A 12,640-nucleotide genomic window follows, 5' to 3' on the forward strand; every position below is an offset into this window, starting at 1 on the left:
CTTTTCTGCAGGATTTGCGCAAAATGCGGGGTACTTCACTCGTTCGTCCCCTAGACCCAACTAAGCAACCCAAATCGTTTGTATTCGATGAACCGATTCCTGAACTTGTTACCCCAGAAGGCATTCGCTATCGCTGCCGCGACCACTCTCGCCTTCCAAGCCTTCTCCCAAATGGCGATCCTGCCGCAAGCGAGCCCCGCGGCCTCAGTCACCCAAACCGTGGGCATAACGGAGATCTCAGTAGACTACAGCCGCCCCAGCGTCAACGGGCGCGCCATCTGGGGAGAGCTCGTTCCCTACGGACTCACGAATTTGGGTTGGACCGGCGAAGACCAGGCGGCGCCTTGGCGAGCAGGGGCTAACGAAAACACGGTCGTCACTTTCGAGCACGACGCCATGGTAGAGGGGAAAGCGATCCCTGCCGGAAGCTACGGACTCCACCTCATCATCGAGAAGTCAGGGGACGTCACTGCCATTTTCTCCAAGGACTACGAAGCTTGGGGCAGCTACTTTTACGATCCCGCTCGCGACGCCCTGCGGGTGAACGTCAAATCCCAAGAGCGAGAGCATCTCGAGCAGTTGACCTACAGCTTTTCGGACGTTACCAAGACAGGTGCTGTCCTGTCTCTCGACTGGGAAAAGAAGAGCATTCCCATCCGTATCAAGGTGGACACGGACGCGATCGTACTCGCCTCCTTGAAGCAGCAAATGAGGAACGCACACGGCTTCCGCTACCAAAACATCATGGATGCCGCGAACTACTTGCTCGCCAACGACCTGGAGCTCGAGCTCGCCTTGGAGTGGTCGGAAATCGCCATCAGCCGACCATGGGTCGGCCGCAAGCTTCCCGAGACCTACGAGCTAAAGGCTAAGATACTCGACAAACTCGGACGCACAAGCGAAGCCGCCGCAGTGCGAGCCCAGATCAGCTCCCTTTGACAGAGAGGCGGAGAACTGTCCCCTTAAGTCAAATGGAGCATGCGAGGTAGCGCCGGCTAAAGCTCGGCGCTTCTTTTAATGCATGAGCGCGTCCCTCTAGGACTTGGAGACGCGAGCCCAGAAGTCCTCGATCATCTCAACCACCCCCATAAACTTTCGCAGGTCCACAGGTTTAGTGATGTAGCAGTTCGCCTGAAGCTCGTAGCTTTCGTAGATGTCCTTGTCGGCATCGGAAGTGGTGAGAACTACGACCGGCAATGACTTCAGGCTGCTCGTTTCGCGGATCTCCTTGAGAACTTCCGCTCCCGTGACCTTGGGGAGATTTAAGTCCAAGAGAATCAAGTCAGGACGAACCGCATCGGCGTATTCGCCTTCTCGCTTCAGAAATTCCAAGGCTTGCTCTCCGTCTCTTACCACGTGAAGTCGGTTTTCCAGCTTCGACTGTTGAAGCGCAATTTCCGTGAGCCTGATGTCAGCTTCGTTGTCCTCGACAAGAAGCATCTCGATGGGGCGTCCATTTTCTTTCATAATTCGCTGTTTCTCTTCTCTGGCTAGGGTAGTCAAACAAACTCAGCCACAATAAGACCAAACCTGTAAAATTGCTAGTTGGCTTCGCATTTTGGGAAAGCAAGATAGAAACAGCTCCCCTTTCCTTCCTCGGACTCAAGCCATACGTAGCCTTCGTGCTGCTGCATGATTTTCTGAACCATCGACAAACCAATTCCACTGCCTTCGTATTCACCGCTTGGATGCAGTTTTTGAAAGATGGAGAAAATGCGTTTTTGATACTTCTCCCGAATGCCAATTCCATTGTCGGCAATCGAAACGACCGTGTAGTCGCCTTCTCGCAACTCTTCCCTGCCAATTTCGAAGGAGGATACCGTGCGACAAGCTATCTTGATCGTCGGACGATCGCTGCGGTTGAACTTGATCGCATTGCTGAACAAATTCTGGAAAACCAAGGAGATCTGGTTTCGGTCGCCGTAGACTGATCCCAATGCATCCACAACGGAGATTTCCACGCCCCGCTCTTCGATTCGCTTCGTCAGATCCCTCAGCGACAGGTCGACCGCCTCCTGCAAATTGAAAAGCGACGCGGCTCGACGCTTCGAATCCAAGCTACAGTAGCCCAGAAGACTTCGGATCATATTCTGCACGCGTTCCACGGCCACCAAAGTGAAGTCCATGTACTCGTTGGCCTCCCGGTCCATTCCTGGACCGTAGCGGTCTTTGAGCAAATGCAGAAAGCTCGAAATCGTGCGCAAGGGCTCCTGCAAGTCGTGAGAGCTGAGAAAGGCGAAATTGGAAAGCTCCTCGTTCGCCCGCTTCAAGTCAGTCACAGCCCGCGACAATTCCTCTTCCGCGATCTTTCGGTCGTTGATGTCCTGGATCGTGCCGGTCATGCGACGAGGAACGCCGTCCTCGTCGAAGGAGGCCATGCCGCTGCCAAAAAACCAATGGTAGGTCCCATCCTTCCGAAGCAATCGATAGTCGGCCTCAAAGGGAGTCCCCTCTTTCAAGCTCTTGTCTACTGCTGCAAAAGTCGGCTCCACATCATCCGGATGCAGCAATTCCTTGAACGACTGCAAGCTCGACGGCAATTCGCCCGGCTCGTATCCAATCAGTTCGTAAAACCGAGGCGACCACCATTCCTCGCTTCCGTTGATATTAAACCAGTCCCAAATGCCAACGCTCGCTCCCTTGGCAGCTAATTGGAACCTCTCTTCGCTATCGTGCAAGGCACTTTGCGACTCGATTCGAGCCGTCACGTCGAAGATTGACACCATAGCAAAGCTGTCTCCAGACAGAGAATACAGGCTCACTATCACTTCAACGGGAAGCTCCGTCCCATCCTTGCGGGCGACCAGCAGCTTCCCGTCCGCCCCTAACCGAACTTGATCCTCAACCAGTTCGTCAGCATCGAAGACGCAACTCAGAGCCGTCATCACCCGGCTGCCAAGCAACCGGTCAACCGACCCCCAAAGCAACTCCTCTCGTTCGTATCCAAAAATACGTTCCGCTTCGCCGTTGACCATCACTACTCGAAGCTCCGAGTCTACGATCAGCATTCCCACCGGCGACTCTTCCACCGCTGCGCGGAAACGCTCATCTGCCTCTTTGACCGCGGCTTGGGACTCTACCAATTCAGTGATATCGCTAGCCACGACAATGACTCCACTTCGTTCGTCGTCCAAACGATAGGGCAACTTGTCATAGCGAAACCAAGCATTTCGATTGCCTATCGTAGTGACAGATCTGATACGCCCCAACATCGGCTCGCCACTTTCCAAGACGCTCCTATCTTCTTCGTAGGATCGATCCGCCTCCAGCGGCAAAAGCTCGCTGGTCAACTTCCCTTCAACTTCCTCTACTTCGAGACCGAGATGGGCAGCCGCAGCTCGATTCGCCCGCAAGATCCGGTTCCTATCATCCTTGAACCAAATCTGACTGGGCGTGGTATCCAAAATCAAGCGCAGCTCAGCTTTTTGCCGATTGAGCTGATCCACGATCTCTTCCTGCCTCAGAAGACCTTCGATCCAATTCGACAGCAAACGAACCGCATCGATTTCGAATTGGGCAAACGGCCGCTCCCTTATCTCCGGCGAACTGAAGTTGATCGTTCCCACTATCTCGTCACCCTTTCGAATCGGCGAAGCAATATAGCTCTCCAATCGAAGCGTTTCGTAACACTTCATTCGCCCCCAAGCCGTTTCCCCCAAGTGGTTGGTTGCCATGCTACGTCCCGTCATCACCACAAACTGGCAATAAACCTCGTCCAAGCGGAACACCGAACCCTTGGAAATCTTGCCACCTTCGTCGTGAACTTGCCGAACGGTATACAAATCTCCGGAAATCTCCGAGAGAATACCTGTCTTCATTCCCAACGTTTCACAGGTATCCTTCAAGCCAGCCGCGATGCGCTCCTCAACGCCCGCGGCCTCCCAATTCCCAATTTCCACGAGCCGACGGATAAGCCTATCGCTTGCCTCGCGTTCCTCCTGCAAGTGAACCAACTCCGTGATATCCGTAACCAGAACCACCACGCCAGTCACCTTGCCCTCCTCGTTGACGTAAGGGATCTTGTCGGTTCTCACGGTTCGCCGTTCTCCATTGACCGGGGAATAGCTCTCGACGTAGCCGAGCTTTGCCTTGCCGCTTTCTATCACCGCTTTGTCGTCGCGAAAGTAGGCTTCGGCTTCTTCGGGGAAAATTTCCGCCACCGCTCTTCCTTCCAGTTCCTCGACCGAATAGCCGACCGACTCAGCTGCCGCGCGATTCAAGCGCACGATATTGTTCTGGTCGTCCTTGAACCAGATATACGCCGGAAGAGCATCTAGCAGATGCCGCAGCTCGTCGTTGCGAAATTGCAATTCCTTCCCTTGCCGCTCCAGGACTTCTATCAGCTCGTCGTAGCGAGCTGCCAAGCTCTCAAATTCGTCCGATTGCTCGCGCCAAGGTGGCAGGGAAGCAGAGACGCCCTCGATTCCGCTTTCGATGCTACGCAGCATGCGCGAAAGCGGCCGAAACACCAGCCGGCCTTGCAAGACCAACAATGACGCAATGACAGAAACGAGAAACCCGGCCCCCAAAAGAAAAAGGGCCGAGTAGCGTTCGAGAACGAAGCCCCAAACGCTCGAGTCCTTGAATCGAACGATCGCCAATAGTTGGCCTAGCCCATTCGCACGCTCAGACGACGCCTGCCAGTAAAGGTAACCTTCCCGCTTTCGAGGCACTTCCCGACCGTCATCCCAAAGCCTCACCAAATCCGCCGGGATATCCCCGCTCGCAGCATCCTGCGGAAACAGCCGACCTCCCAAACGCAGAAAAAGCTCCGGTTCACCTTCCCAATCGGCAATCCCAACCTGCAGCTCTGCCAGCTCTTGCTCAGCATCGCCTGCCTCTAAGCGATTTGCCCATTCCAACAAAAAGGCTGCGGACCTCTCCATCTCATCCAGCTGGACCCGCTTCACCAGCCAAGCGAAAGTAGCGAAAAAGCAGAGCAGAAGGGCTAGCAACACGATGCCGAGCTTGGTGTAAATCCGTCGTTGGACGTGTCTGAGAGGCATATTCTGTTCGAGTTGGATCGCTTGAAACCAGCATTAAGACAGCCAAAACCGCCTTATTCTCAAGTTTCTTTGCCCCTTCTCCGCGCCGAGCTTCTCCCAGAAACCAAAAAGGCCGAACAGGAGCTGATCCGCATCCCGTTCGGCCTTGGAAAAAACGAAGCGTCGATCTACTTCAACACCCCAAAGTACTCGTCCGCGTTACCGAAGCAAATGTTCTTAACCATCTGCCCGACCAGCTTCAGATCGTTTGGTACCTCCCCGCTGACGATATCCTGACCAAGCAAGTCGCAAAGGATCCGGCGGAAGTACTCGTGGCGTGGATACGACAGAAAGGAGCGAGAATCCGTCAGCATGCCCACGAATCGTGACAACAAGCCGAGGTTGGAAAGCGCGTTCATCTGAGCGATCATGCCTTCCTTTTGGTCGAGGAACCACCAACCGCTGCCCAGCTGGATCTTCCCGGCAATCGTTCCGTCCTGGAAATTTCCAAGCATGGTTGCCATCGCGTAGTTGTCCGACCAATTCAAATTGTAGATCACCGTCTTCGGCAACTGGCCTGTCGTATCCAAGCTGTTGAGGAACCGACTCATCGTCTGCACCTGCGGGAAGTCGCCAATCGAATCGAAGCCCGTATCCGGTCCTAGGTTACGGAACATGCGAGCATTGTTGTTACGGATGGCTCCGACATGAAGCTGCATGGTCCAGCCCCGCTCGGCATTCCAACGCCCTACTTCGCGCATGACGTAAAAAGCGAAGGCCTCTTTCTCCGCCACGCTTGCATCGGAACCGCCACGGGCCTTGTCAAAGATCGCAGACACTTCCACTTCGCTCGTTTCCGCAAAGTAGCAACGCTCCAAACCATGGTCCGACAAGCGGCCACCCATCTCGTGGAAGAAGGTGTGGCGAGCCTTCAGGGCGGAGAGCAAGTCCGCGAGGCTTGAGATTTCGCTGCCGACGACGCCTGCAAGCTTGTCGACCCAAGCATTGAACTGCTCAGCTTGGTCCACGTTCAAGGCTTTATCCGGGCGGAACGTCGGGACCACCTTCGTATCCAAACCTTGACCACGAATGACTTCGTGATTCGCCAAATCATCCGTCGGATCGTCCGTCGTACCGACGACCTTGACCTTGAAGTTCTTGAGAATTCCGTGGGCGCTGAGGTCCTCGGACTTCAGCTTCTCGTTGGCCGCATCCCAGATCTCCTTCGCCGACTCCTCATTGATGAGGACGTCGATATCGAAGTAGCGCTTCAATTCCAGATGACTCCAATGGTACAGCGGATTTCGCAGCGTATGCGGCACGGTACGGCACCAAGCGAGAAACTTGTCGTAGGGCTCGGCCTCCCCTGTGCAATAGGCTTCACTCACCCCATTGCTGCGCATCGCCCGCCACTTGTAGTGGTCGCCCTCCAACCAAATCTCAGCGAGATTTGAGAAGCGACGGTTGTTCGCCACATCCTGCGGAGGCAGGTGGCAATGGTAATCGTAAATGGGCTCGTCCCTAGCGTAAGTGTGGTAGAGCTCGCGAGCAGCGTCCGTCTGGAGGAGGAAATCGTCGTGAATGAATGACATTGTTACGGGAAAACGGAGGTTAGCAGGTTAAATCGTCATAGCAGCATAACCGCCGTCGACCACGACCTCAGTGCCTGTTACAAAAGAGCCAGCCGTATCCGAGGCGAGCAAGAGCGTCGCGCCGACCAGCTCCTTCGCTTCGCCAAAACGCTTCATAGGCGTATGGCCCATGATCTGGGCAACGCGCTCTTCCGTGAGCACCTTCTTGTTTTGCTCGGCTGGGAAGAATCCGGGAACGATCGTATTGACGCGGATCTTCTGCGGAGCCCACTCGCGAGCGAGATTCTTGGAAAGGTTGTGAACCGCAGCCTTGGTCGCCGAGTAAGTGAAGACGCGAGAAAGCGGAATCAAGCCGGACATGGACCCCACGTTGATGATGGATCCTCCTTGCCCGCGGTCCAGGAAGTACTTGCCAAAAACTTGGCAGGCCAGGAAGACAGCCTTGGTGTTGATCTCGAACAGCCGATCGTACTCGTCTTCCGGAATGTCCAGAAAGGGAGTGGGAGAATTGGCGCCGGCACCGTTAACCAGGATGTCCACCGCGCCGGACTTCTCGACGATGCGACCGAGCATGTCGGAAATCGACTGCTTGCTGCTCAAGTCCGCAGTTTCGAAGTAGGCAGCGCCTCCGGCTTCTTCGATTTTGGAGATGCGCGCCTGCGCTTTCTCTTGGCTACGCCCAACCAGCACGGTGGTTGTGCCAGCCTTGGCGAGGCCTTCCGCCATCGCGCCGCAAAGCTCGCCGGTACCGCCGATAACGACCGCGACCTTACCCTTTAAATTGAATAGTGAATCTAGGAAACTGCTCATAAAAATAGAACGCGGGGCACCCTGCCCCGCGTATTCAAATATGTTATACTTTAACGAACGACGCGCGCGCCGCCGCCGCCCATGACCTTCTCGACTTCCTTGACCGTCACCATGGAGGTGTCGCCTGGGGTCGTCATCGCCAAAGCGCCATGCGCCGCGCCGTAGTTAACCGCCTTCGCTGGGTCGCCCGTCGTGAGGAAACCGTAGATGAGGCCAGAAGCGAAGCTATCCCCACCGCCTACACGGTCCATGATTTCGAGTTCCGGGTACTGCTTGGACTCGTGGAACTCGCCCGCATGCCAGCAAATAGCGCCCCAGTCATTGACAGTCGCGGTCTTGACCGCGCGCAAGGTAGTAGCCGTAGCCTGGAAGTTCGGGAACTCCGAAACCGCCTTTTCAATCATGGACTTGAAGGCGCCGATATCGATCTTGGAGATGTTTTCGTCCACCCCTTCGACCTCGAAGCCGAGGCAAGCTGTGAAGTCTTCCTCGTTGCCAATCATCACGTCCACGTACTTGGCGATCTCGCGGTTAACTTCCTGGCACTTGGCGTGGCCGCCGATGCTCTTCCAGAGAGAAGGACGGTAGTTCAAGTCGTAGGAAACGATGGTGCCATGCTTCTTGGCAGCCTTCACCGCTTCGATCACAAACTCAGGAGTCGTGTCGGAGAGAGCTGCGAAAATACCTCCGGTGTGGAACCAGCGAACGCCATCTTCGCCAAAGAGCTTTTCCCAGTCGACGTCGCCTACCTTCATTTGGCTGGCCGCCGTTAAACCACGGTCCGGTACGCCGACCGCGCCACGGATACCGAAGCCGCGCTCGGTAAAGTTCAAGCCGTTGCGCACCTCGCGCCCAAGCCCGTCGTAAGGCTTCCACTGTATCCAGGAAGTGTCGACGCCACCTTGCATGATGAAGTCTTCGATCAGGTGCCCCACTTCATTGTCCGCGAAAGCCGTGACAACCCCGGCGCGCAGGCCAAAGCACTTCCGCATTCCGCGAGCAACATTGTATTCGCCCCCGCCTTCCCAAGCCTTGAAGCTGCGAGCGGTGCGAACGCGGCCTTCGCCCGGATCGAGCCGGAGCATGACCTCGCCGAGGGAGACGATGTCGTATTTACAAGAATCAGCGGATTTGATTTCGATACTCATTTTTAATTCCTTGAAGATAGTTAAGACTTTGCGGTCTGGAAACGTTCAGCATCCCAAGGTTCAAGTCCGCACTCAACAGCAAGTTCGTTGAAGGCCTCAATTTCGGCGATTGAGAACAACAAACCGCCATTCTCTTGCGTTTTTGCGGCGGCGCCCGCCTCGATTTGTCCGGGGAGCAGACAATTCTCGTTTCCGTGACCCAGGATGTCGTCGATGACAGCCTTGACGTTAGCAGCTTGGTCGCGGCCCTTGGCGAAGGCGCCGGAATTCATGGCATCGGGGTGGATCACCTGGAAGTAGAAGCAAGCGGTGTGCTTCTCGTCCTCGATTTCCCAAGCTCGGTTACGGACCGTCGGCAAGGAGCCGCCGATGAAGCCGCCTACGATTTCATTGATCAAGCTCAGGCCATAGCCCTTGTGAGCTCCGAACGGGATGAGAGCCGCTGCAGCCTTGGGGTCGGTCGTGGGATTGCCATCCTTGTCAACCGCGGCATTGGGAGGCAGGGTTCCACCTTCGCGGGCGATTTGCTGCACGCGTCCCATGGCGATAACCGAGGTGGCCCAGTCGATCACGATCGGGAAGCCGACCGCGTCCGTGGTCGGGAAGCCCCAACTGTGAGGATTGGTGCCGAGCGTCGGGTACTTGCCCATGAAAGGCACGACCTCCGCCAAGGCTGCCGTGCAATTGGTATAGGCGATGTAGCCACGCTTGGCCGCTTCCATGACGTAGCCCCCACCCCAAAGGTAGTGGAACGCGTTGTCGACCGAGACCTGGCCGATGCCGTACTTGTCGGCGAGTTCGATACAGGTTTCGAGCGCCTCGTAAGCAGTGGCTTGGCCGAGCTTGCGATTGGCATTCCAAGTTTGGCTCGCCTCGAAGCGGCTATCTAGCTTCTCGATCTTGGCGTCAGGCACGCAACCCTTGGATCCTGAACCGAAGAGGTGGTCGAGGTGCAAGGCCTTCAAGGCGTTGTGAGTGCGAATGCCATGCGTGGAAGCGTAGGCAGAGAACTTGGCGGCGTAAGCAGCCTCGTCCTGATTGTATCCGCGATGCTTGTACGCGGCTTCGACGAGGGCATTGTGCGTGGCCTCGGGGACTACTTTGAAAAGTTCGCTCATAGGGGGAGTGATGGAGGGAGTTACGCTTGAGACTAGCGGCGACCCTTGGGTGGCCAAGGCGCCTTGTTGGCCTGGGCTTCGGCAGGCATGTTGTTGAAGAAGTTAAGCAAGTTGCGAGTGGCCATGCCGGCTTGACGCTGTACCGACTCGTGCGTGCGGGAGCCAATGTGCGGGGTGATCACGCAGTTGGGAGCCTTCAGCAAGACGTGGTCGGCCGGGGGCGGTTCCACTTCCAGGACGTCCGCTCCGTAGCCGCCCACTTGGCCGGACTCCAGAGCAGCTGCCATGTCGGGAGAGTTCACGAGCTCCCCACGAGCGCAGTTGATGATGACCACTCCCTTCTTCATGGTAGCGATGCTTTCCGCGCAAACCATGTTCTCCGTTTCGGGGGAGAGATTGGTGTGCAAGCTGAGAATCTCTGCCTCCTTGAATACGTCGGAAATGCTTTGGAAACGCTCGATTCCGTGCTCTTGAGCGAATTCCTCAGGCCAGTAGATGTCGTAGCCAATCACACGCAAACCGAAGGCCTTGGCGCGGATCGCCACCTCGCGACCGATACGGCCGAGCCCCACGATGCCGATGGTCTTGCCCATGATTTCGTGGCCGGAGAGGCGTTTCCAATTTCCGCTGCGCGTGTAATTCGCCTCTTCCACCAAGTGGCGGAACAAAGAGAGCATCAGGGCGAAGGTGTGTTCGGCGACCGTGGTATGGTTTACGCCCGGACAAAAAGTCAGCGGCAATCCCACCTTTTCAGTGTGAGCGACGTCGATCTTATCCAGACCGATGCCGTACTTGGAAATCACCTTCAGACGCGGACGGGCCTTGTCGATGACCGCAGCAGTGATCGCGTCGTCGCCGCAAATCATGCCATCGATATCCCCTACGAGCTCAAGCATGCGGGCTTCGCTGAGAGGTCCGCGTTCGCGGATGATTTCGAAACGAGAGTCCTCGAGCATCTTGTGATGCGGACCTGGAATATCCTGAAAGGATGTAGTTGTAAGAAGGATACGTGTCATGATCGAATAATTTAATTGGTTCGGGGGGGAAGCGATCGGATGTTGATTAGTTTCTCGAAATGTCCGCGATGAAGGAGTCGAAGTCAGCATAAGAGGCCAGACGCGCGTTTGCCTCATTGTAGGTTTCCTCGCTCACCAATCCCGTATCCCTCGCTAGACCGATTATGTAGAGGGCGACGCGACGAGCGAAAGCGAGGCGGCCCTCGTCGCTGATCGAGTAGAATCGAGCACGCTGCTTGTAACCTGCAGGCGAGTGGTCGCCCAGAGCGCTCTTCTCAGCGCTTCCGTGGGCAGCCAGGACGTAGAGGAAGTTGTATTCGAACCAATGCATGTGGTCAGCGTGCGGCGTCAGAGCTTCCAGTGCCGCGCGACATTGTTCGGGAGAAGCAAATACATCTGCATCTCGCTTTTCGAACTTCAAGGTAGCAGCGATGAATTCGCGGGCCATCGAACGCTCGGAGTCCGAGTCGCTGAATGCCCCGGCAACCGCCAAATCAACGGTGAACTGGTACCAATCACGCCAAAGGGCTTGGTCGCCTTCGTCTTTCGAACTGGAAAGGGCAACCCCCATCTCGTAGGTGTAACGACCACTGGTCTTGATCTCCAGCTTTCCGCCGGTGACTTCACCCATCACCTGATAATTTTCAGATGACTTTCCTGAGCCGGAGTGGAATCCGATGCTCACGCCAAACTCGCGGCACACCTGCCACTGGCTTTCGATTAGCTCCCGCAACTTCGCATTGTCGGGATACGGCATGTTCTTCTGGAAGCCGAAGGCAGGCGCCACGAAGTTTACGGGCATTCCCATGGCCTCGCAAAGAGCCAACATCACCGCCGTCGTTTCAGGAGTCGTCAAGCCGGGCAACTCGTCGATAGAGAGCTCGCGCAGGTACTCGCGCCCGACTTCCGTAGAGAAGGCCTTTGCGCGGGCCGCAGCATACTTGTCGTCACGAACCTTCATCTTCACCATGGAGGGCCAAACGTAACAAAGCAGCGAATACAGTTCGCCCTCGTCCACCGTGAGTCCAGAATCCGCTACCCGCTTGGCTACCGTGGCCACCAACGAGGCCTCGATGTTTTCTTCGACGTAGGCCTTTTTGGCTTCGAAGCTCTCGGGGACCTTAGTGATCGCCAGCTCCGGCGAGAGGTCAAAAGTGATGTAGGAAGCGAACAGGCAGCCTTCGACCAAACGGTCTTCTCTCACATCGAATTTGCCCCCGATCGGTTGGTGGTCCGCGTTGAAGCTCCAGTTGATACCGTTCCTGTGAAAGCCCGTCTTGAGCTTCGCCACGACGCAACCGTGGCTCATCCCCTCAACGGACTGGCCCTGATGCCCCTCCGGAACATTCGCTCCAATGAAGGGAAAAGGAACCGTGTCCAGAGCGTCCGCCAACATCGCGTCCACATCGTAAACCAGTTCGCGTGGGATAGAGTTCTGGTTGGCCGTAACGCCAATGCCTAGATTTGCCATCGCCCAGTCCACACCGGGCCAATGCAGCGTAGTGAAGCGGGCTCCGATCCCCAAGGTGCTGCTGGAAATCGAGCCGCGAGCAGTTGGAAAGATCGAGCAATTCTCGTCGTGCTCCTGAGCGAGATTCTTGATGCGAATCAGGTTTTCGAAACTCGCTGGGAAATAGAGCGCTCCGTCGTGCTGCAAGCGAGGCTCCAAGGGACAATCGACGGCTGAATCAGCATCCAGCTTCCAAGCGTGGTCACCCGTTTGCGACTCCACCAAAACCCACTCGCCTTGAGCGGTCCCGAAACGGCTCTTTTCGTGCACGGTCAGCGGCTCGCCCGCAGCGATAGCCGCCGAAAGAGCTGACCAATCGAGACAGAAGTCAGGACTCACGCAGGGATTGTCAGCCACGCGCAGTTCGTTTCGCAGAAGAAATTCGTTGATAGGTTTCATCGTTTTGTCCGCGGCTCCGGTCCGAATTCAATCCGCGCCCCGCCGCATGTCGCCTCCTAAAG

The 12,640-nt window shown here is 56.1% G+C and carries 9 protein-coding genes; 1 reads left to right on the top strand and 8 read right to left on the bottom strand.

The features are described from left to right. Positions 1 to 87 precede the first annotated feature (87 nt). Positions 88 to 939 (top strand): DUF2911 domain-containing protein, encoded by an 852-nt coding sequence (locus tag IEN85_RS13750; protein ID WP_191617656.1) that lies wholly within the window; start codon positions 88 to 90, stop codon positions 937 to 939. Between the two features lie 96 nt (positions 940 to 1,035). Here the strand turns inward: IEN85_RS13750 and IEN85_RS13755 are convergent, their stop codons facing one another. From IEN85_RS13755 to IEN85_RS13790, 8 genes are all read right to left on the bottom strand, one after another. Then, a complete protein-coding gene (locus tag IEN85_RS13755; RefSeq protein ID WP_191617657.1) occupies positions 1,036 to 1,467 on the bottom strand; it encodes a response regulator in 432 nt (143 codons plus the stop codon). A 74-nt stretch (positions 1,468 to 1,541) separates the two neighbouring features. Continuing rightward, complete coding sequence (locus IEN85_RS13760) at positions 1,542 to 5,006, bottom strand: PAS domain S-box protein (RefSeq protein WP_191617658.1); 3,465 nt, start codon at positions 5,004 to 5,006, stop codon at positions 1,542 to 1,544. A 167-nt stretch (positions 5,007 to 5,173) separates the two neighbouring features. Then, the gene (uxaC, locus tag IEN85_RS13765; RefSeq protein ID WP_191617659.1) at positions 5,174 to 6,577 is read right to left on the bottom strand and encodes a glucuronate isomerase; all 1,404 of its coding nucleotides are present in this window, start codon (positions 6,575 to 6,577) and stop codon (positions 5,174 to 5,176) included. A gap of 27 nt (positions 6,578 to 6,604) precedes the next feature. Beyond that, on the bottom strand, positions 6,605 to 7,387 hold the full coding sequence (locus tag IEN85_RS13770; protein ID WP_191617660.1) for an SDR family NAD(P)-dependent oxidoreductase: 783 nt from the start codon (positions 7,385 to 7,387) through the stop codon (positions 6,605 to 6,607). 50 nt (positions 7,388 to 7,437) lie between these two features. Beyond that, on the bottom strand, positions 7,438 to 8,535 hold the full coding sequence (locus IEN85_RS13775; RefSeq protein ID WP_191617661.1) for a sugar kinase: 1,098 nt from the start codon (positions 8,533 to 8,535) through the stop codon (positions 7,438 to 7,440). Between the two features lie 20 nt (positions 8,536 to 8,555). After that, the gene (locus IEN85_RS13780; RefSeq protein ID WP_191617662.1) at positions 8,556 to 9,653 is read right to left on the bottom strand and encodes an Ldh family oxidoreductase; all 1,098 of its coding nucleotides are present in this window, start codon (positions 9,651 to 9,653) and stop codon (positions 8,556 to 8,558) included. A gap of 32 nt (positions 9,654 to 9,685) precedes the next feature. Further along, positions 9,686 to 10,669, bottom strand: a complete 984-nt coding sequence (locus IEN85_RS13785; protein ID WP_191617663.1) for a phosphoglycerate dehydrogenase — start codon at positions 10,667 to 10,669, stop codon at positions 9,686 to 9,688. A 46-nt stretch (positions 10,670 to 10,715) separates the two neighbouring features. Beyond that, positions 10,716 to 12,578, bottom strand: a complete 1,863-nt coding sequence (locus IEN85_RS13790) for a tagaturonate epimerase family protein (RefSeq protein ID WP_191617664.1) — start codon at positions 12,576 to 12,578, stop codon at positions 10,716 to 10,718. Positions 12,579 to 12,640 lie beyond the last annotated feature (62 nt).

Origin of the sequence: Pelagicoccus enzymogenes, assembly GCF_014803405.1 — a bacterium.
GTDB classification, from domain to species: domain Bacteria; phylum Verrucomicrobiota; class Verrucomicrobiia; order Opitutales; family Opitutaceae; genus Pelagicoccus; species Pelagicoccus enzymogenes.